The sequence below is a fragment of the Albibacillus kandeliae genome (genome assembly GCF_003116585.1).
Taxonomy (GTDB): domain Bacteria; phylum Pseudomonadota; class Alphaproteobacteria; order Rhodobacterales; family Rhodobacteraceae; genus Albibacillus; species Albibacillus kandeliae.
Map to the genome: position 1 here is coordinate 71,867 of NZ_QEHM01000014.1, position 21,223 is coordinate 93,089.

Here is a 21,223-nt window from a genome sequence, read left to right on the forward strand (position 1 = left end):
ATGCCGACACTTGTAAAACTTCTGGCCCAGCGCATCGCGCTGGGCCTACTTCTGCTGTTCCTCGTTTCGATCCTGATCTTCGCAGGGACGAACATTCTTCCCGGGGACGTGGCCCAGTCGATCCTGGGGCAGTCCGCCACTCCCGAAGCGCTCGCCAATCTTCGCAAGGAGCTGGGTCTGAACGACCCCGTCGTCACGCGATACTTTTCGTGGCTTGGCGGCGCGCTGCATGGTGATCTCGGCACGGCGCTCACCTCGCGCCTCGACATCGCGACCGAGATAGGCCGACGCCTTGGAAACACGCTGTTCCTTGCCTTCTGGGCAGCCGTCATCGCGGTTCCGCTCGCGATCTTCCTTGGCCTGCTCGCGGTCCGTTACCGCGACCGCTGGCCCGACAAGGTCATCTCGGCCTTCACCCTCGCCTCGATCTCGGTGCCCGAGTTCCTGATCGGCTACCTCCTGATGTTCTTCATCGGGGTCAAGTTGCGCTGGTTCCCCTCGACGGCGATTTCCTACCGCCCCGACGCGGACCTGTTCACCCGGCTCGAATCCATCGCCCTGCCGGTGGCGGTGCTGACCTTCGTGGTTCTGGCGCACATGATGCGGATGACCCGGGCGGCGATCCTCAACGTGATGCAGTCGGCCTATATCGAGACCGCGGAACTCAAGGGGCTGAGGATGTTCACCATCATCTGGCGCCATGCCTTCCCGAACTCGATCGCACCGATCGTCAACGTGGTGATGCTGAACCTCGCCTACCTCGTCGTGGGTGTCGTGGTGATCGAAGTCGTCTTCGTCTACCCCGGGATGGGGCAATACCTGGTCGATCACGTGTCCAAGCGCGACGTACCGGTGGTGCAGGCCTGCGGCCTGATCTTCGCCGCCGTCTACATCGGCATGAACCTGATCGCGGACGTTGTCTCGATCCTCGCCAACCCGCGCCTGCGGCATCCGAAATAGGGAGGACGAGATGCGTATACCTCTTGCAGCCCTGATCGGCCTGATCCTGACGGCGATCTACTTCCTTGCCGCGATCTTTGCGCCGCTGATCGCCCCCTACGGCGTGGCCGAAGTCGTCGGGCAGGTCTGGGAACCGTCCTCGGCCGACTACCTGCTCGGCACCGACAACATCGGGCGCGACCTGCTGAGCCGGATGATCTATGGCGGGCGGACGACAATCTTCATCGCCACGGCGGCGACGATCCTCAGCTTCACCACCGGTGCGATCCTCGGCTTTCTCGCCACCGTCCTCGGCGGCTGGTGGGATCAGCTCATGTCGCGCTTCGTCGACCTGCTGATGTCGATCCCCACGCTGATCTTCGCGCTGGTCGTGCTCTCGGTCATGCCGGTGACAGTGCCGGTCCTGATCCTCGTGATGGGCTTCCTCGACTCCACCCGCGTCTATCGTCTGGCCCGCGCAGTCGCGGTGGACATCAACGTGATGGACTATGTCGAGGCGGCACGCCTTCGCGGTGAAGGCAATCGCTGGGTCATCTTCCGCGAGATCCTTCCCAACGCCCTGTCGCCGCTGGTGGCGGAGATGGGGATGCGGTTCATCTTCATGGTGCTCTTCGTCTCGACCCTGTCGTTCCTCGGCCTTGGCGTGCAACCGCCCGGCGCCGATTGGGGCGGCATCGTGAAGGAGAACGCGGACGGAATCGTCTATGGCATCGGCGCTGCGCTCTACCCGGCTGTGGCCATCGCCACACTGGCGATCAGCGTAAACCTCGTGGCCGACTGGGTCCTGAACCGCACCACCTCGCTGAAAGGAGGCCGCGGATGAGCGATCCTCTCGTCAAGGTCAAGAACCTAAAGATCGGGGCCACGGTCTACCCCCCGGGCGAAAAGCCCCACGACATCGAGATCGTCCACGGCGTCGATTTCGAACTGGAAAAGGGCAAGGTCCTCGGGCTGATCGGTGAATCCGGCGCAGGCAAGTCGACCATCGGCCTCTCGACCCTCGGTTACGGCCGGGGCGGCGTGGAGATCACCGGCGGCGAAGTCTGGATCAACGGGCGCGACATTCTCAAGGGCGGCCTCGGTGCCCTGCGCAAGCTGCGCGGCTCCGAGGTGACCTACGTGTCGCAATCGGCGGCGGCCTCGTTCAACCCGGCCAAGAAGATCATGGACCAGGTGACCGAGGCGGCGATCCGCCACGGCAAGTTCTCGAAGTCAGAGGCGGAGAAGCGTGCCGTCGACCTGTTCCGCCAGCTGAGCCTGCCGAACCCCGAGACCATCGGCAACCGCTACCCGCACCAGGTGTCGGGCGGCCAGCTTCAGCGCTGCATGACCGCGCTGGCGCTTTGTCCGCAGCCGGATCTGGTGGTCTTCGACGAGCCGACCACCGCGCTCGACGTGACCACGCAGATCGACGTGCTGGCGGCGATCAAGCAGGCCATCGCGGCAACCGGGGTGGCGGCGCTCTACATCACCCACGACCTCGCGGTGGTGGCCCAGGTGTCGGACCACATCATGGTGCTGCGCAACGGCGACATGGTGGAATACGGCGACACTGACCAGATCATCAACGCCCCGCGCGAGGAATACACCCAGGCCCTCGTCTCGGTGCGCTCGATCACCCACGAAGAGAAAAAACCGACGCCCGAGCCGGTGCTGACGGTCAAGGGCATCAACGCGCGCTACCGGGGCACCAACTTTGACGTGCTCAAGAACGTGAACGTCGAGGTGCACCCCGGCCAGACCCTCGCCGTGGTGGGCGAGTCGGGGTCCGGCAAGTCCACGCTCGCACGGGTGATCACGGGTCTGCTGCCACCGCGCGACGGCAAGATCGAGTTCGCCGGGCGCAACCTCTCGGCTGACCTCAAGGGCCGGACCCGCGAGGACCTGCGCGAGTTGCAGATGATCTACCAGATGGCGGACGTGGCGATGAACCCGCGTCAGACCGTCGGCACCATCATCGGGCGCCCGCTGGAGTTCTACTTCGGCATGAAGGGCAAAGCCAAACGCGAGCGCATCCAGGAGCTGCTGGACGAGATCGAACTGGGAACCGGCTTTATCGACCGCTACCCGGCCGAGCTCTCGGGCGGGCAGAAACAGCGGGTGTGCATTGCCCGCGCCCTCGCGGCCAAGCCCAAACTGATCATCTGCGACGAGGTAACCTCGGCGCTCGATCCGCTGGTGGCAGACGGCATCCTCAAGCTCCTGCTGAACCTGCAAAAGGTTGAGGACGTGGCCTACCTGTTCATCACCCATGACATTGCCACCGTGCGCGCCATCGCCGACAGCATCGCGGTCATGTACCAGGGCAAGGTGGTCCGCTACGGACCCAAGAGCCAGGTCCTGAGCCCGCCCTTCGACGACTACACCGACCTGCTGCTGTCCTCCGTCCCCGAGATGCGTCTCGGCTGGCTGGAAGAAGTCATCGAGCACCGCAGGATGGAAAGCGCCGGGAACTGACCCCGGAGCCAGCGCGCTGACAGACGGCCGGGGCCCATGGCTCCGGCCGTTCGCGTTTCCGCGTAGCCCATGGTCCCCTGCCTTCGGCCACCTTCCGCACATCGCGTCCGGAGCAGTGACGGAACTCCAGCGCTGGCGCGTTCAAGGGATCATGCGGCGCCACACTGGTCCCGCGCCCCGACAACATGCGTGGAAAGTCAGCCACATGACAAACGATTGCCCGAACGCTGTCCGCAAGATCATCCTCCACCCCGGTTTCCACAAGACGGGCACCACAAGCCTCCAGCACTTCCTGCGCGAGAACATCGAGGTGCTCTCGGACTACGCCGATTTCTACTTCGAGGACGACCTCGGCGACGTCTCGTGGGAGGCGCGGCACTATGGCAAGCGCCCCCTGTTCTGGCTGAAAGAGCGTTTCCGCGCGCATTTCCGCGCCTTCCTCGCCACCGTGCCCGAGCGCGAGACCATCGTGATCTCCTGCGAGGCGCTGTCCGGGGTCATGCCGGGCTACAACAACCTCTTCCATCGCCCGGTGATCTCCTACGAGCCGATCGCGCGCCCGCTGATCGAACTGATCACCGAGGAACTGCGGGCCCGGTTCGGAGACGCCCCGGCCCTGACCGTGGTCTTTACCACGCGCGAGTCCGACAGCTGGCTCAAGAGCGTCTTCGGGCACGTCTCCCGCACGCGCGGCACGATGGAGGGCTTTGCCACCTTCCGCAGCGCCTTTCCCCGCCGCTCGGACCTTGCCCGAGAGGCGCGCGCCATCACCAGCCATATCGACGGCATCGACGTCATGATGGCCCCGCTCGAGGTCTACACCCACGCGGAGTTCGGTCCGGCCACGGCGATTCTCGATCTTCTGGAGCTTCCCGAGGCCGCCCGGCGCAGGCTTGTCGCGCAAGAACGACAGAATGTCGGAACCTGCCCGCCAAGCCAGGAATCGTTTAGAAATCAGCGTGTCAGCGCATAGGCGGCGCCCTGCGGCCATGCTAGGTTCGGCGCAGATCGGACCATCTGGAAGCAGGACCAAGACGATGAACGGCAAGCTCCTCCTCATCATTCTCGACGGCGTACCCTGGCGCAACTGGCGCCGCCTGTTCGGCAACCTGGAAGGCTGGGTCGCGAGCGGCGAGGCGCGGGTCTGGAAACACCGCGCGGTGCTGCCCTCGATCTCGGCCTCCTGCTATGCGTCGATCCACACCGGGGTCAGCCCGCAGGTGCACGGCTGCACCGGCAACGGCAACGTATTCCGCCTGAAGGAACCCGACGTGTTCAGCCAGGTGCGCAAGGGCGGCGGCGTGACCGGCGCGGTGGCGCATTCCTTCTGGTCGTCCTTCTTCAACCGCCATCCCTTCGACGTGGTCCGTGACATCGAGTACGACGAGCCCGAGAGCGACACCATCAACCACGGCCGGTTCCACACGATGACGGGCTATGGGCTGATCAACCAGATGACACCCTCCGACGTGGACCTCTTCGGCACGCTGACCAATCTCTGCGGCCGGTTCGGGCTGAACTACGGGATGCTGCACACCTGCACCCTCGACAGCATGGGGCACCGCTTCTACCACGAGAGCCAGGAGATGGATCACGCCTGCGCGGTTATGGACGAGATGCTGGCCCCCTTCATCCCCCGCTGGCGGGCGATGGGGTACGAGATCATCGTGACCGCCGATCACGGGCAGGACGAGCGCGGCCATCACGGCGGGCGCAGCGCCCTGCAGCAGGAGGCGGCGCTCTACTACTTCGGCGATGCGGAAGGCCCCGGTGTGGATGACGTGATCGACCAGCTGCAACTGGCCCCGACCATCCTCAGCCGGCTTGGCGCCCCGATCCCCGAGACGATGAAGGCCAAGCCGTTCCTGCGCTGACGGGCTTGGCAACGCACAGCGAGATCCCCGTGGTCGGCTGCTTCAGCCGGCCATTCGCATTTCGCCGCGATTGGCCGCCTCTGTCGCCTCGTCGTCGACCGCGCTGGCCGGGAGGGAGACTGTAAAGGTCGTCCCCTTCCCCAGATTGCTGCGCACGGTCACGTCGCCGCCATGCGCCATCGCCAGCTTCCGGCAGATGGCAAGGCCAAGGCCGGTGCCCCCTTCCTTGCGGTTGTCCGCGGTTTCGACCTGCCGGAAAGCTTCGAAGATCTGGTCGAGGTATTCTTCGGAAATGCCGCAGCCGTTGTCCGTAACCTCGATCCTGAAGCCGTCGCTCTCCAGCGCCGCGCGCAGGTGGATGTCCGTGGCCTTGGAGAACTTGAGCGCGTTGCCCACGAGGTTGGTCAGAATCTGCAGGCACCGCCCCCGGTCGGCGAGGGCAATGATCACATCGCTCTCCAGATGCAGCATAGCCGACTTTTCACGGGCAGCGTCACCGAACTGATCCGCAACTTCGGACAGCAGTTCATCGACCGGGAAGGATATCCGGGCGAGGTTGGCATCGCCCAGTTCCATGCTGGTATAGTCGAGGATCTCGTTGATCAGGGTCAGCAGATGCGACGCCGCGCCCGAGATCTTCTGGCCATAGAGTTCGGCCTGATCCACCAGCGGGTTGGCTCCGGGCTCGACCACTGTGCCGTTGAACCGGGCACGCTGCGCCTGGGTTTCCTGCAGTTTGGAGAGCATTCCGGAATAGCCCAGCACGATGGTTAACGGCGTTCTGAGTTCATGGCTCAGCACGCTCAGGAACTCGGACTTGGCGCGGCTGGCGCTTTCGGCGGCGTTCCGTGCCGCGGTCAGCTCCGCGATGCTTTCCATCCGGGTCCGGTTCTCGATGGCATAGCAGAACAGGCCGCCCAGCACGATCAGGATGGCCGTTCCGCCGATGGCGACGGCCAGCACCTTGAGCGCCTCGGGGTTCACGTACTCGCCTGAGATATCCATCGGCGCCACGCGGAACGCCGCCATCCCGGTGAAATGCAGGCTGACGATGGCGACCGTCAGCAGCAGGGTCATCTGAACCTCTGACATCTTCCTGCCCTTGCTCCCGTAGTACAGGGCTATGGAGGAGAACAGCACCGCCAGCGCGATGGACACGACGAGGAACCCGAGCTGCCAGGACACGAGGCCCTGAACCCGATAGGCGATCATCCCCGCGTAGTGCATGCCCGAGATCGCGAGACCAAGGATCGCGCCTCCGATCAGCGGGGCATGGCGCATGTTGGACATGGCGGCAAACATGATGCCAAGACCGCTGCCCAAGATCGCGATCAGCAGCGAGGCGAAGGTCAGCACTAGTTCGAAGTTGACGGGAACCTCCGGCCGGAACCCGAGCATGGCGACGAAATGCGTACACCAGATCGAGATGCCCGCAGTCAGCGCCGACAGCAGATGCCACGAGATCGACTGGCGGTGCGAGCGATTCCGTGCGTACCGGTGCAGCCGCGAGGTGACCCAGCTTCCGAACAGGCAGATAACAGCCGCCAGAACGACGAGGCTGAAATCGTGCTGAACCGTGATGCACGAAAGGACGGTGAACATGGACTTGACCCTGAGGAGAGAGGTTCGAAGTGTCCAGTTGCCTTGGCAACCGTGGCAAAGCTGGGGCCAGAAAAAGATTTAAGCATGAAATACCTATTCAATTGCGGTGGCTAACGCCACGTCATGCACCTGACGTGCGCGGAAAGTGCGGCCATGGGCCCGGATCGTGACGCGCCCGGAAAAAACTTTGCGGCCCACAACGGCGGCAAAACCCTGAACTGGCAGGCGTTTACGGCGTTTCTGCAAATGCGTCGCAAGAACACATCACATTGATATCTTTACATCTTTTCGAACTCGCCCTAAGTGCCTGCGCATCGGGGAGTAGCAGCCGCTGAGCCAGCGGGAGCGCGTCAACATCCTCGCGGGGATATCCGCGTGGCGCGTTCAGCCTTCGGGCCTTGCAAGACCGTGACGGTGGTGTCCTTCGGGCTGGGGGGCCGTGAACCGTCCGGATCTGCCCGGGAGGATGACTCATGTCGCCCCTTGCCATTGGATTTCTGGCCATCGGCCTGTCCGTCGATGCTTTCATCGCCGCGATCGGAAACGGCGCCACGGAACGTCACCCGGGCTTTGCCCGCGCGTTGCGCACCGGCCTTGTCTTTGGTGCGGTCGAGGCTGTCACGCCCCTGCTGGGCTGGGGTGCCGGGATGCTGGCCAGCGGCTACGTCGAGGCCATCGACCACTGGATCGCCTTCACCCTGCTGTTGCTGGTGGGCGGTCGCATGGCGCTGCACGGCTGGCGCGACCGTGACCTTCCCGCGCCGGCGCGCGGAAGGCAGAGTCCGCTGGTGCTGCTGGCCACTGCGGTCGGCACCTCGGTCGATGCGGCGGCGGTGGGCATCTCGCTCGCATTCCTGCAGGTCAGCATCCTGACCGTCGCGCTGGTGATCGGTCTGGTCACAGCCGTGATGGCCACCGTGGGCGTCATGTTCGGACGCGTCATCGGCAGCCGCTTCGGACATATCGCCGAGATGGCCGGCGGCATCGTCCTGATGCTGCTCGGATCGGGGATCCTGCTGGAGCACCTGACCCACTGAGGGTCAGTCGTAGGGCCAGTAACCCTGCCCCAGCGCTTCCACCGCGACCTCGATCCGCTCGAAACTCTCGGCCGCCGCCTGTGACATGAACCGTCCCCGCAGGTAGCCGTGCACGAGGCCCGGTTCGCGGATCACCCGCACCGGCACATCCTCGGCCTCGAGCTTTGCCGCGTAGGCTGGGCCGTCGCTTTCCAGCGGGTCGCATTCGGCGGTGAAGATCACCGTGCGCGGCAGATCGGCGAAGTTCTTGTCCTGCAGGGGGGCGAAGGTGGCGTCATCCGTCGGCACACCGTCCTCGTCCGCCCGGACCTTGTTGTAGTACAGCACGTCGGCGGTGCTGAGCATCGGGGCGTTCGCGTGTTCGACGTAGGATCCCTTGGTGGTGTCTCCTCCAAGGCCCGGATAGATCAGCACCTGCCCGATGATCCCGCCTAGACGGCCGCGCGCGTGGTGCGCCACGGCGGCGGCGAGGTTGCCCCCCGCGCTGTCACCGACCAGCACGACGCGCTGATCGTAATGATCCACCGCCCACCGTGTTGCCTTCCAAGCATCGCGAAAGGCCGCCGGGTGCCTGTGCTCGGGTGCAAGCCGGTAGTCGACCGAGATCACCCGGTACCCCGTGCCCGCGCAGATCTCGGCGCAGACGTCGTCGTGGCTCTCAAGACCGCCCACGACGAAGCCTCCGCCGTGAAAGTACATCACCGTGCTGCCGGGCTCACCCGCCCAGTAGATGCGAACGGGCACCCCGTCCACGGTCCGGTCCTCGGTGCTGATGCCCGCAGGATGAGGACGGTGAAACGCCTTGCACATGGCATCGTAGACGCGGCGCTGTCCCTCGATGTCGAGGTCGACCGCGTCCTCCGGGTAGTATTCCGCCGTCTTGCGGATGAACTCCCAGGTGTCCGGCGCAATCAGCTTGTCGTAGTCCATTCGGTCCCGGGCTCCTCAGGCCGCCCATTCCCAGGGCCGGGTGAAGCTGCCAAGCACCTTCGCAACCTCCGCCTCGTCAGCGCCGCGACGGTCAAGCTGGGCCACCAGACCGCGCTTCTTGTCGTCGATCACCGAGACGACGCGCGCCTGCAACTGCGCCTCTTCCAGCGCAGCGTTGTAGACGCGGGTGATCGCCATCTTGCGCAGTTCGGGCTTGAACACCTTGCCGACCGCCGTCTTCGGCAGTTCGGGCAGGATGGTCAGGTGCTTGGGACGCGCCGCGCGCTCATGCACGTGGATGCTGCAGTGGTCCATCAACTCGCCCTCGGTCACCGTGGCACCGCCGACCAGTTCGACAAAGGCGCAGGGCAGTTCGCCCGCCTTGGCATCGGGCTGGCCCACCGCCCCGGCGAAGGCAACCGCGGGATGGCGCAGCAACGCCTCCTCGATCTCGGCGGGGTCGATGTTGTGACCGCCGCGAATGATCAGGTCCTTGGCACGGCCGGTAATCCAGAGATAGCCGTCCGCGTCCAGACGGCCGAGGTCTCCGGTCCGCAGGTAGATGTTGTGGTGATAGAGGTCCTTGTTCTTGGCCTCTTCGGTGTAGGTATGCCCGGCAAAGACACCCGGGTTCGAGATGCAGATCTCGCCCACTTCGTCGGTCGCGCACTGCACCGGCGCGCCATCCACCACCCGGTAGATCTTGACGTCGGTATAGGGGAACGGCACGCCCACACTGCCGATCTTCTTCTCGCCGTCGACCGGGTTGCAGGACACGAGGCAGGTCGCCTCGGTCAGGCCGTACCCTTCGACGATGTTCACGCCGGTCGCCTCGGTGAAGCGACGGAACAGTTCCAGTGGCATCGGCGCCGAGCCGGAGAAGGCGTTCTGCACGGTCGAGATATCGGCGTCGACCTTGTTCTGCATCAGCGCAGAAACGGCGGTGGGCACGGTGATCACGAAGGTGGTCTTCCAGCGCTCGCAGAGCTTCCAGAAGTTCTTGAACACCCCGTCGCCGCGATAGCCTGCAGGCGTCGGGAAGACGACATGCGCGCCCGATTTGACCACGGCCATCAGGATCACGTGGCAGGCAAAGACGTGGAACAGCGGCAGCGGGCACATCACGCTGTCGGTCTCGGAATAGAGCAGCTCGTGCCCGATCCAGCCCTGATAGACGATGCCCGAGTACTTGTGCTGGGCCACCTTCGGCATGCCCGTGGTCCCGCCGGTGTGGAAGTAGGCGGCGACGCGGTCCTTCTTGACGTCCTCGAAGCTCAGCGTCTTCGGCTGGGCGGCGACTTCCTTGTTGAAGCTCTTGATGTCGGCGTGATGCGAGCCGGTGATCTTGGGGCGGATCAGCGGCACGAGCCAACTCTTCGGCGGCGTCAGATAGCGATTGAGGTCAATTTCGAGGACCGTGTGCACGCCGGGCGCATGGCGCACGGCCTCATGGGCCTTCTGCGCGATATCGGTCTTCGGAAAGGGTTTGAGCGTGACCACGACGCTGGCCCCGGTTTCGCGCAGGATGGCTCCGATCTGTTCGGGCTCCAGCAGCGGGTTGATCGGGTTGACGATCCCGGCCACCGTCCCGGCCAGAGTGGCGATGACCGTCTCGGTGCAGTTCGGCAGGATCAGCGCGATCACGTCGTCGGGCCCGATCCGCAGCGAGCGGAACAGGTTGGCAGCCTGGGTCACCTTGTCCTTCAGCTGAGTCCACGTCAGCGTCTCGGCCTTGTCGGTCGGTCCGGACAGCAGCTGGAACGTCACAGCCGAGCGGTTCGGGAACTTGGCACTGGTGATCGACAGCATCTCGTAGACCGTCGTCGGCAGGTCGCGCGCCTCCCAGGGCATTTCGTTCTGAATACGTTGACTGTCCTGCAGCGACGCGAATGTCATGTGAATTCTCCCATCCGCCCCTCTTGGGGGGCCTCCTCTTGGCGCGCAGAATGTAAGGAAATCCAAGGCGGTGCAAGCGCGAGGCCCAAATGACGTCACGCAATGGGAGGGCCGGGCAAGGAGCCCCTGCCCGGCTGGTTGTCTACGTGCCGGGGCCGACCCTAGACGCGCGGCCCTGTGGCAGGCGCCAAGCGCCCGCCCTCAAACAAAACTATTCCGCCGCGATCCCGTCGGTGAACTGCAGCCGCGCGAGGCGCGCATAGAGCCCGCCCTCGGCCACCAGCGCGTCGTGGGTGCCGGAGGCGACGATCTCGCCGCCCTCCATCACGATGATCCGGTCCGCTTTCTTCACCGTGGCGAGGCGGTGCGCCACGATCAGCGTGGTACGATCCTTCGACAGCTCGTCGACCGCCTGCTGCACCGCGCGCTCGCTCTCGGCATCGAGCGCCGAGGTCGCCTCGTCCAGCAACAGCACGGGGGCATCCCGCAGGATCGCACGCGCGATGGCGATGCGCTGCTTCTGTCCGCCTGAGAGCATCACGCCGCGTTCACCCAGCGGGCTGTCATAGCCCTGGCTCAGCCCCATGATGAACTCATGCGCGGCTGCGGCCCGGGCCGCTTCCTCGACCTCGGCGTCGGTGGCGTCGGGCCGGCCAAACCGGATGTTGTCGCGCGCCGAGGTGGCAAAGATCACCGGGTCCTGCGGGACCAGCGCGACATGCTTGCGGAAGCTGTCGCGCGACAGGCTGTCCAGCGGGATGCCATCCAGCAGGATACGCCCGCTGTCCGGATCGTAAAAGCGCAGGATCATCTGGATGATCGTGGTCTTGCCCGCGCCGGAGGGACCGACGAAGGCGACCGTCTCGCCCGGGTTGATCTCGAAGGAGACCCCGTTCAGGGCCGGAACTTCGCGGCGCGAGGCATAGGCAAAGTTCACGTCCTCGAAGGCGATGGCACCGCGCACCGGCTCCGGGAGGGTGGCAGGCGCGGCGGGGTCGTTGACGGTATCGCGGCTGTCCAGCAGTTCCACCAGCCGTTCGGTCGCCCCGGCCGCACGCTGCAGTTCGCCCCAGATCTCCGAGAGCGCGGCAACCGCGCCCGCGACCATCACGGCGTAGATCACGAACTGGACCAGCGCCCCGTCCGACATGGTGCCCCCGCGCACGTCGTTGGCACCGATCCACAGGACACCGACGATGCCGCTGAACACGAGGAAGATGACGATCACCGTCATCAGCGCGCGCGTCCGGATGCGGCGCAGCGACACGGCATAGGAAACTTCGGTGACCTCGGCGAACTGCGAGCGGCTCAGAGTCTCGTGGGTGAAGGCCTGCACCGTCTGGACCGCCGAGAGCGACTCCGAGGCGCTGCCCGAGGAGGCGGCGATCCAGTCCTGGTTCTCGCGGCTGATCCGGCGCAGGCGGCGGCCCAGCGTCATGATCGGAACGATCACCAGCGGCACCAGCAACAGGACCAGACCCGTCAGCTTGGGAGAGGTGGCGAGCATCAGCACCATGCCACCAAGGAAGAGGAGGATGTTGCGCAGCGCGATGGAAGCGGAGGAGCCTACGACAGACTGGATCAGCGTGGTGTCGGTGGTGATCCGGCTCAGCACTTCGCCGGTCATGATCTTCTCGTAGAACGAGGGGCTCATCCCGATCACACGGTCGAACACCGCCTTGCGGATATCGGCCACCACCCTCTCGCCCAGCCGGGTCACCAGCGCATAGCGAAGGCCAGTCCCGACGGCGAGCAGCGCGGCGATGGCCAGCGCGGCGACGAAGTACTGGTTCAGCAGCGCGTCGTTGCCGCCCCGGAAGTTGTCGATCACCCGGCGCACCGCAAGCGGCAGGGTCAGCGAGACCCCGGCGGTGAGGATCAGCGCGAGACAGGCGGCGACCAGCAGACCGCGATAGGGCCGCAGGAAGGGCCAGAGCGCTTCGAGCCCGCGGATGTTGCGCGAGGGGGCACGGTCTTCGGTGGCGCCCGGCGCCTGTGTCTTGGGGGAACGGGCCATGTGCTTCCTGTAAGAGACCTGCGCGGCCCCTGCAATTGAACCGGGCCGCCCGATACTGGGCTGGTTGATGGCCCCAGTGGCCGTCAGGGTCAACCGCGAAAGCCTGCGACACTCTCGCGGGAACCGGTAATTTCCCCGCGCGGACGGGGTTGAAACAGGCGCGGAGTACACCGCTGCCGACCCGCCAGACCGAAGCGGGGACCACCTGCCCCACGAAAACGTGTTCCCAGGGGCCGCCGGTCTGCCTGAAACGAAAACACCCGGGCCGCCAGCCCGGGTGTCCTGTTCCTGTCTAGTCAGTCACCTCACTGCGGCGGCGGCGCCGCCTGCATGATCTGCTTGGACATGTCCTCCACCGATGTCGAGAAGCTGGCGATCCGCGGCGGGAACTGTTCGAACGAGGCGACGAACTGGTTCACCAGCGCCAGCGCCGGCCCGATCGCCCAGGACCGGTTCTCCTGCCATTCGTCAAAGCCACGCGCCTCGTGGAAACGCTCGAAGGGATCGAGGTCAAGCCGCGTGATCAGCGGCGAGGTCATCGCGTACTGCTCTCCGTTGAACCAGCGGTCCTGATGGGTGAACAGGAACTTCCACTCGCCAAAGCGCAGCCCATGAAAGGTCGTCTCGGTGAAGAAGAAGAACTCCTGGCGGTTCGAGGGGCCCGACTGCGTGAGGATGGGGGTCTGGTCGTACCCGTCGAGGTGCACCTTGTAGGATTTCCCTCCGATCTCCGCGCCTTCCAGCAACTGCTGCTTCAGCTCGGGCTCGCCAAGCTGGGACATGATCGTCGGGATCCAGTCCTCCATCGACATCAGTTCGCCGGTGGTCGATCCCGCAGCAATCAGCCCGGGCCACTTCGCCATCATCGGCACCTTGAAGCCACCCTCGTAGCCGCCAACGCCCTTCTCTCCCCGGAACGGCTGGTTGCCGCCATCCGGCCAGGAATTGGAGGCCGCGCCGTTGTCGGTCGAGAACATCACCATCGTGTTGTCCGCAACGCCCAGCGAGTCGAGCAGGTCGAGCAGTTCTCCGACGTCGTCGTCCATCTCCACCATGCCGTCTGCATAGATGCTGCCGGTTCCGGTGATGCCGTTGTAGTGATCGTCAAGGTTCGTGCGATAGTGCATCCGGGTCGTGTTGTGCCAGACGAAGAAGGGGTCGCCCGCCTCGACGGCTTCGGTGATAAAGCGCTTGCTCTGCTCCAGCACATCCTGGTCGAGGTGCTTCTGAACCTCCTGACCGAAGGGACCGAGACCCTCGATCTCCTGACCGCCGTCCGCAGTCGCAAAGCTGTGGATGATGCCACGCTGCGCGAGGCCCGCATCTTCGAAGGCCTGGGCGGGGTAGTCGGGCTGTTCGATGTATTCACCGGCGTTCAGGTGGTAGACGATCCCAAAGAACTCGTCGAAGCCGTGATTGGTCGGCAGATGCTCGTCCCGATCGCCGAGGTGGTTCTTGCCGAACTGCCCCGTGCGATAGCCCAGCGGCTTCAGCATCTCGGCAAGGGTCGGGTCCTCGGTGGAAAGCCCCTGCGGCGCACCGGGCAGGCCCACGGTCGAAAGCCCCACGCGCAGCGGATACTGGCCCGTGATGAAGGCCGCGCGCCCGGCGGTGCAGGAGGCCTGCGCGTAGTGATCCATGAACAGCATACCCTCGTCGGCGATCCTGTCGATGTTCGGCGTCTCGCAGCACATCATGCCACGGTGTTAGGCGGAAATGTTCCACATCCCGACGTCATCGCCCCAGATCACCAGGATGTTCGGACGTGCGGCATCTTGTGCGAGCAGCGGGGGTGCCAAACACGCGAGCGAGGCAATGGCCCCCAAGAAAAGGCTAGTCATTTGAGAATCCTCGAATAAAACAACCAAAAGTTTAGTAAGACCGTGCTCTCACACTTTTTTGACGTTTCAAGACAATCTTTTGACACAGAGGGGACTCTGTCCGGGTCTGGCCGCGACCCTCGTTCCCTATATCAGACGCAAAGCGCACCGGCCGGGGGCGTGGTGACGGGATCCCTGACCGTTGCCCCGACCAGCCAACCCGCAAAGCGAAAGCGCCCGCCGGATTCCCGGGGGCGCTTTGCGTGGTTCTGCGGCCCGTCGATCAAGGCCACCAGAGTGGGCTCTGCGATGACCGCAGAAACGTGGCCCCGCCTCAGTTCGACTTCATCGCCGCGTACATCGAATCCAGCAGCTCGTGGCCCATCTCGGGATCTCCCAGGAAGGGGCGGTCGCGCAACTCGGTCTTCTTCTCGCCCTCGGGCGCCTCGTAGACCACTTCGCCGTCCTTGATGGTGACCCTGATGCTCAGCTCGGCAAGTGTCTCCGGATCGACCGCTGTCGGATCGTCGGAGAGGATCACGAAATCGGCCAGTTTGCCCACTTCGATCGAGCCCTTCCGGTCCTCCTCGAAGTGCTGCCACGCGGGCCAGATGGTCAGGGCCTTGAGCCCATCCATGACGCTAACACGCTGAGCCGGGCCAAGGATATCGCCCGAGCGCGTGCGCCGGGTCACCGTGGCCGAGAGGATCCGCATGCTGTCCGGAAAGGCCACGGGCGCATCGTGATGCGAGCCGAACATCATTCCGCGCTGGCGGACCCAGCCGGTCGGCGAAATGTTCTCGGCGTTGACCGGACCCACCGTGTGATCGCGGTGCCAGTCGCCCCAGTAGTAGGTGTGCATCGGGAAGAGCGACGGGAAGACGCCCAGCGCCTTGATGCTGTCCACCTGATCCTCGCGCAGGAACTGGCCATGTATCAGCACCGGGCGGTTGGTGGGCTCCCCGTACTTCTCCTCCGCCGCCGTGATGGCGGCGATCAGCATGTCCGAGGCGCCTTCGCCGTTGGCATGGGTGAGAATCTGGAACCCGTGTTCAAAGCACCAGTCGACCGAGTCGTTGACCTGTTCTTCGGTAACGGCGGCATAGCCCTTGTAGCCCGGGGGATAGTCGCCGACCGGGTCGTAGTAGGGCCGGTCGCGTAGCGCGGTGAAGCCCTGCGGAGAGCCGTCGATGGTCAGCTTGCAGCCGCCCACGCGCACGCGCCCGTCATACTCCAGGCTGGTATTGGCCTCGATGAAGTCCTGCGCCTCCAGCACGTCGGGAAACGCCACCACGTCGATCGGCAGCTCGCCCTTGGCATCCACCGCCTTCAGCGCCGCGACGTTGCCAGCGCTCGAGCGCCCCTCCTGCGCGGTGGTGTAGCCGAAGCGCGCCCACATCTCGGCCCCAGCCTTGGCGAAGGTCTCGAACCCCTCCGGCCCGAGCTGGCTCAGCAGCGGCACCAGCGTGCCGAAGAAGGCGTATTCCTCCAGCACGCCATTGGGCGAGCCGTCATCGCCACGGCGGATGACCCCGCCCGGCGGGTTCTCGGAGGCGTCGGTGATCCCCGCGACCTCCAGCGCCTTGGAATTGGCGACACCCAGATGACCCGACTGGTGAATGATCATGATTGGAACATCCGCCGAGACCTCGTCGAGCTCGTCCCGCGTCGGGTGCCGCAGCTCGGCCAGCTGCGCGTTGTCGTACCCGAAGCCGATGACCAGGTTCACCGAGTCCACGATCTCCTTGTTCTCGGCAATCCAGTCGCGCAGCCCTTGCTGCAGGCTGGCGATGTCAGTGATTTCGCCATCGGGCGGCGCCAGCATGTTTGCCGAGAGCGCCTGAATCCCGCCCATCACGACGTGGCCGTGGCTGTCCACAAAGCCCGGCAGCATGGCGCGCCCGGCCAGTTCGAACATCTCGGTCGCATCGCCCTTAAGCGCCGAGATCTCGTCCATCGTTCCGACCGCGAGGATCTTGCCATCCTTCACCGCCACGGCCTCAGCCGTCGGCTGTGCATCATTGATGGTCAGGATCGGACCGCCGGAATAGATGGTGTCCGCTATGTCCTGAGCCATGGCGCCTGCAAAGGACACCACCGTCCCGAGCAAGAAGGCACTGCTGCCCGCCAGAACACGCATGAGAAATACCTCCAAGAATTAAGTCACGAAGTACATGCATAGCGCGAGTCAGTAACGACCCCGCTACTTCCACGAGATTAGGTTGGTCCAGACGATATGTCATTCTTTAAACGAGCGATCTCAACCTCCTGCCCTGCGTCTGTTTTTTGGGGGTTGGGCATGGCTCGACGACAGCTCCGGTCTCCCCGTCTCCTTCTAGCGCCGCCTCTCTCGGTTCAGAACAGGGCCCGGAACCGCACCCCTACCTGCGTGTAGTCATCAAAGCCCGGGGTACCCGGGTGGATCCGCATCGCGTTGACGCCAAGCCGCATGTGCTCGGTCAGTTCCGCCTCGTAGAAGGCCTCGACCGCCCACTCGTCCCGAAGCCCCGCACCGCCGCCGGCTTTTAATGCAGCGATCATGGCGTCCGACCAGTTGTACCGTGACCAGGCGATGCCCCAGCGGTCCGCGGCCCGCCCTTCGATCGGTGAACTGCCCGCAAGGCCGAGGATGAAGGCGTTGTCGAGCTGGTTGGGGTTGCCGTCGCCAAAGCTGATCTGACCGAAGACGCCCCAGCCTTCGTCGTTCCCCTTGTAGGAAAGGTACTGCTGGAACTTCAGAGCGGCGAAATTGATGCCCTTGGTGGTCCGGCCGAAGTCGTCGATGTCGGCCGAGGTCGCGAGAGAGGTGTAGTCGGTTCCCTCCGCCGTGCTGTGGATCAGGTTGATGCTGTAAAATCCGGGCAGTCCGGCAATGGAGGTCTTGTAGGTCGCAGTGCCATTGAAGACGACACCATCCTCGAACAGATCGCTCCAGAATCCGCTACCCTGCGCATTGTTCGGATCGTAGATCATCAGGGAGTAGTTCCAGTCCTCCGTGGTGACCGAAAGCGAGCCGCCAAAGACGTAGGGAGGGAAGACAAAGCTCGGCGGCGCCGCGATCCCGGTGTACTGGAATCCCCCCCTGCCCCTGCCGCCCGCCAGCGGCGTGCCAAGGGCCAGTTCGATCACGTTGAACTTGCCGACGGTGATCTTTGTGCTGGGCGAGATTTCCTGCGTCAGCGTGAAGGACAATGTCGCGTTGTTGTCACCTGTCGCACGGGGCACTGCCGCGAAGACGTTCGTGGGCCAGATCACGCCCGCAGCCCCAAGGCCGAGAAACTCGTCCCCATCGCCATACTCCAGCTGAAAGCTCAGCGTCGCGCCCTCCCAGAGCTCCCGCACCGTCAGGAAGGCATCGAGCCTTGCGCTGAAGCGGTCGTCCTGACCCCCTTGTGTCGGGAAGTCGCCAAAGGCGGTGAAGCGGAAGGCATGGTCAAACGTGACTTCGGCCAATCCCTCGTTCGCAATGGTACACGACAGGGATGCGGCCACGAGAATGGGAAGAAATCTGTTGGTCATTCAATGTTTCCCCGGATCGGAAGGCAATTTCTTTCGGTCGCTTGTTGGGTCGAAAATTGAGCCTCCGCGAGATGCGCGATGGCCATGAGAGGCGCGGCGTACCGCACATCTCGCATGAGTCCCCCCGCGCGCGTCATGGCCCCAAGGTACCACGAAACCCACCAGACAAGAACTCTTTGAGCGCGCACCGCGCCTGGCGACCTGGGGCTCTCTTAGTCGAGCGTGTTCTTGTAGACCTTCCCGTTCTTCATGATCAGGTCGAAGTTGCTGTCCACGTCCTTCAACAGGTCGATATCTTCCAGCGGGTTGCCATCGACGAGGATCAGGTCGGCATAAGCCCCGGGTTTGAGCACGCCGAGCGGGCCTTCCTGATAGGGATGACGGGGACCGGAGAGTTCCAGCAGCTTGGCGTTGTTAGACGTTACCAGCACCATGATCTCTGCCGGGGTGAACCATTCCTTCATCTTGGCGACGAAAGCGGCCTGCTTGCGCGACAGGACCGGGTCGAACAGCATGTCGGTCCCGAAGGCGATGTTTACCCCCATCTCCTTGGCCAACCGGATCGAGTTCACCGTGCCCTCGGTGACGGCCTCGAACTTCGCGGTGCTGATCGGGTCAGCGAACTGGATCGCGTCCTCGTCATTCAGGATCGGCTGCACCGACAGCCAGGCGTCCTTCTCCTTGATCATGCGGAGGGTTTCTTCGCTCAGCAGGTTGCCGTGCTCGATCGACTTCACACCGGCTTGCAGCGCGATCTGCGCGGCCTCGTCGGTGAAGATGTGGGCAAGGACGTAAGTGTTGTAGGTGTCCGCCACTTCCACGAAGGCTTCCAGCTCTGCCCTGGTGTATTGCCTGACATCGAGCGGGTCATAGAGCGACGACACGCCGCCCCCGGCCGAAATCTTGATCTGGGTCGCGCCCATGCGCATCACTTCGCGGGTGCGCAGGATCACCTCGGGAACGCCGTCGGCCTGCAGCATGACGGCATTCGCATACCAGTACCACAGCGCGTCGCCCGGGTTCGACGGGACCGACTGGTAGGGGCGATAATCGGTATGCCCTCCCGTCTGGGTGATCGGCGGGCCCGAGGGCAGGATGCGGGGGCCGACAAGGTCGCCCGCGTCGATCAGCTTCTTGATCGAAAAGACGTTGCCACCAGCGTCCCGCACGGTTGTGAAGCCGCGCATCAGGGTTTCCTCGGTCCCAAGAGCACCGCGGATCGCGAGTTCCGAAACGTCGCCGGTGATCACCGTGGTCTGCAGTGCACAGCAGTAGGTGGTATGCCAATGCACGTCGATCATTCCCGGGATCATGGTCCGGCCACCGCCGTCGATCACGGTGCCGCCCGCAACGGTAAGGGGCTCGGAGGAAATCTCGGAGATCAGATGGCCGGTGACGACAACGTTCGCGTTTTCGATCAACTGCTCGTTCACGCCGTCAAAGACGTTCACATTGGTGAAGAGGATAGGCGTCGAGGCCGCGTCCTGCCCCCGCGCCGCGCTGCAGGCGATCAGGCCCGCAACAGCAAGTCCCAGAAAATTAAGTGGTTTCATCACGCGCTCCTAAAATCGTCCGCAGCCCGGGACAGCATGCCCAAGCCCAAAGCGTTGTTTCAGAAATTCCGGGTCAGAGGTCTGACCCAAAATAATAAGTCGCGCGTTTCCGTCCCGGAGGTTAGCATCTGAAAGGGCTTTGCCTAGCCGGTTTCTATATGCAGAAATTTAAGTGCGACGAGCGATTGCCATGCCCGAAGGATTAATCGAGTTCGATCAACCACTGTTGGACCGCGACCGCGACAGGTCCCGTCAGCAGGTGGAAATCATTCAGCTGGAACAGGGCGCGACACGCGGGCGCTACATGGGGAAGCGGTCGGAGACCACCGCGCTCCAGATGGTGCATTTCCCCCATGAAGCCCTCATTCGGACACCCCTGCCGAAGCAGGCCGCCTGCTTCACGGTTCCGCTCGGCAACGAGCGTGAGTGGTTCGTGAATGGCGTTCAGGGCAGCGAAAGCTCCGTGTTCCTGAACATCGACCTCGACGAAACGCTGATCTACACGCCCGACCGCAACTCCCTGTCCGGGGGCGTGCCGCGAGACCTCTTTGTCGGATACTACTGCGCCCTGATCGGTAGGGACCCCGAGGATGCCGATATCGCGCCCGGAAACGTGCAGATTGATCCCGCAGCGAAAAGCGCCTTCATCCGGTCCCTGACTGAGATGCTAAGGGCACATCCCGAAACAGGGATGAGCGGTGGCGACGCCTCGGATGCCTTCGGGACACGACTGGCGCACCTGCTGGCATTCCATCTCGCCTCGGCCTCGCGCCATCATACGAGGGATGCCGGGGCCTGCCGCACGCCTTATGCCCTGGTTCGCCTTACCTGCGACTTTGTCGAGACGATCCCGAAGCGCCCCATCCTGCTTGCCGACCTCTGCGCGGCCGCGCGCGTCAGCGCACCCACACTAACCTGGGCCTTCCAGCGCGTGACGGGCACCTCGCCCGTTCGTTTCTTCCGACTGCAACGACTGGCAAAGGCCAGAGAACTCCTGCTCGCCAGCGATGGATCGACGGGCGCGGTCAAGGCTGCGGCAATGGCCAACGGCTTCACCGAACTGGGGCGGTTCAGCGGCCTCTACCGCAGCATCTACGGAGAACTGCCCAGCCAGACGCTTGGCGGATGATGGTCTGGCTGATCATGCCGAAGGCCAAAGTCTGCCTCGCTGTCGCTCAATGAACTTCGATCCTGCAAATATCTCAGTCGCCGGGAACTCAGCCAGTTCGGTTCAGGAAGGACGTGCGGAAGAGATTGGAGCGGGTAGACAGACACTTGGACAGGACTCTTAGCAAGTCTTTTCAGAAAATTGGTGTCCCACAAAAGAAGTTCTCAGGCGTTATACAAATCAATTGGTTACGAGATAGGTGTCCCACGACCCGTCACCTACATCTGGCAGTGTATTTATCGAAGAACGGTGACCCGCTTCAATCTGCTTGGCAACACGCTTCCAAGGTCCAACTAACTTGCTCGTTCTCTCGATCATATGCTTCTGGGGGCAAAGCGCCGCAGTCGAATGACCAGACAACCGATGGATACTAAGGCGGCACGTGCTGCC

At 63.9% G+C, this 21,223-nt stretch carries 15 protein-coding genes and 1 riboswitch; of the genes, 7 read left to right on the top strand and 8 right to left on the bottom strand.

All coding sequences use genetic code 11. From position 1 onward, the window contains the following. The 5 genes from DDT93_RS24730 to DDT93_RS24750 all read left to right on the top strand — a co-directional run bounded on the left by DDT93_RS24730 (position 1) and on the right by DDT93_RS24750 (position 5,291). Positions 1-960 carry an ABC transporter permease gene (locus tag DDT93_RS24730; protein WP_109468593.1) on the top strand — a complete coding sequence of 320 codons (960 nt, stop codon included), beginning with the start codon at positions 1-3 and terminating at the stop codon, positions 958-960. Between the two features lie 10 nt (positions 961-970). After that, complete coding sequence (locus DDT93_RS24735; RefSeq protein WP_109468594.1) at positions 971-1,783, top strand: ABC transporter permease; 813 nt, start codon at positions 971-973, stop codon at positions 1,781-1,783. Beyond that, positions 1,780-3,417 carry an ABC transporter ATP-binding protein gene (locus DDT93_RS24740; RefSeq protein ID WP_109468595.1) on the top strand — a complete coding sequence of 546 codons (1,638 nt, stop codon included), beginning with the start codon at positions 1,780-1,782 and terminating at the stop codon, positions 3,415-3,417. The genes DDT93_RS24735 and DDT93_RS24740 overlap by 4 nt, the downstream gene beginning before the upstream one ends. A 205-nt stretch (positions 3,418-3,622) precedes the next feature. After that, positions 3,623-4,390 carry a hypothetical protein gene (locus DDT93_RS24745; protein ID WP_109468596.1) on the top strand — a complete coding sequence of 256 codons (768 nt, stop codon included), beginning with the start codon at positions 3,623-3,625 and terminating at the stop codon, positions 4,388-4,390. A gap of 64 nt (positions 4,391-4,454) precedes the next feature. Then, positions 4,455-5,291 carry an alkaline phosphatase family protein gene (locus DDT93_RS24750; RefSeq protein ID WP_109468597.1) on the top strand — a complete coding sequence of 279 codons (837 nt, stop codon included), beginning with the start codon at positions 4,455-4,457 and terminating at the stop codon, positions 5,289-5,291. 42 nt (positions 5,292-5,333) lie between these two features. On the opposite strand, the gene DDT93_RS24755 is transcribed toward DDT93_RS24750, so the two are convergent. Beyond that, the gene (locus tag DDT93_RS24755; protein ID WP_109468598.1) at positions 5,334-6,893 is read right to left on the bottom strand and encodes a sensor histidine kinase; all 1,560 of its coding nucleotides are present in this window, start codon (positions 6,891-6,893) and stop codon (positions 5,334-5,336) included. A 298-nt stretch (positions 6,894-7,191) separates the two neighbouring features. Next, positions 7,192-7,361, top strand: a riboswitch (yybP-ykoY riboswitch). Positions 7,362-7,366: 5 nt separating this feature from the next. Between DDT93_RS24755 and DDT93_RS24760 the strand changes: the two genes are divergently transcribed. Then, positions 7,367-7,930: a manganese efflux pump MntP gene (locus DDT93_RS24760; protein ID WP_109468599.1), complete on the top strand. Its 564-nt coding sequence runs from the start codon at positions 7,367-7,369 to the stop codon at positions 7,928-7,930. Positions 7,931-7,933: 3 nt separating this feature from the next. Here the strand turns inward: DDT93_RS24760 and DDT93_RS24765 are convergent, their stop codons facing one another. The 7 genes from DDT93_RS24765 to DDT93_RS24795 form a co-directional block, all read right to left on the bottom strand. Beyond that, the gene (locus DDT93_RS24765) at positions 7,934-8,860 is read right to left on the bottom strand and encodes an alpha/beta hydrolase (RefSeq protein ID WP_109468600.1); all 927 of its coding nucleotides are present in this window, start codon (positions 8,858-8,860) and stop codon (positions 7,934-7,936) included. Between the two features lie 15 nt (positions 8,861-8,875). Further along, positions 8,876-10,756, bottom strand: a complete 1,881-nt coding sequence (locus DDT93_RS24770) for an acyl-CoA synthetase (protein ID WP_109468601.1) — start codon at positions 10,754-10,756, stop codon at positions 8,876-8,878. Positions 10,757-10,967: 211 nt separating this feature from the next. Next, positions 10,968-12,773 carry an ABC transporter transmembrane domain-containing protein gene (locus DDT93_RS24775; RefSeq protein WP_109468602.1) on the bottom strand — a complete coding sequence of 602 codons (1,806 nt, stop codon included), beginning with the start codon at positions 12,771-12,773 and terminating at the stop codon, positions 10,968-10,970. A 305-nt stretch (positions 12,774-13,078) separates the two neighbouring features. Further along, positions 13,079-14,470, bottom strand: coding sequence for a sulfatase-like hydrolase/transferase (locus DDT93_RS24780; protein WP_232825565.1), 1,392 nt, complete (start codon positions 14,468-14,470; stop codon positions 13,079-13,081). Positions 14,471-14,927: 457 nt separating this feature from the next. Continuing rightward, on the bottom strand, positions 14,928-16,733 hold the full coding sequence (locus DDT93_RS24785) for an amidohydrolase (protein ID WP_109468603.1): 1,806 nt from the start codon (positions 16,731-16,733) through the stop codon (positions 14,928-14,930). 215 nt (positions 16,734-16,948) lie between these two features. Continuing rightward, positions 16,949-18,112, bottom strand: coding sequence for a carbohydrate porin (locus DDT93_RS24790; RefSeq protein WP_109468604.1), 1,164 nt, complete (start codon positions 18,110-18,112; stop codon positions 16,949-16,951). 212 nt (positions 18,113-18,324) lie between these two features. Beyond that, positions 18,325-19,665, bottom strand: a complete 1,341-nt coding sequence (locus tag DDT93_RS24795) for a metal-dependent hydrolase family protein (RefSeq protein ID WP_109468605.1) — start codon at positions 19,663-19,665, stop codon at positions 18,325-18,327. 172 nt (positions 19,666-19,837) lie between these two features. On the opposite strand from DDT93_RS24795, the gene DDT93_RS24800 reads away from it, so the two are divergent. Further along, positions 19,838-20,794: a helix-turn-helix domain-containing protein gene (locus DDT93_RS24800; protein WP_157960286.1), complete on the top strand. Its 957-nt coding sequence runs from the start codon at positions 19,838-19,840 to the stop codon at positions 20,792-20,794. The last annotated feature ends 429 nt before the right edge of the window (positions 20,795-21,223 follow it).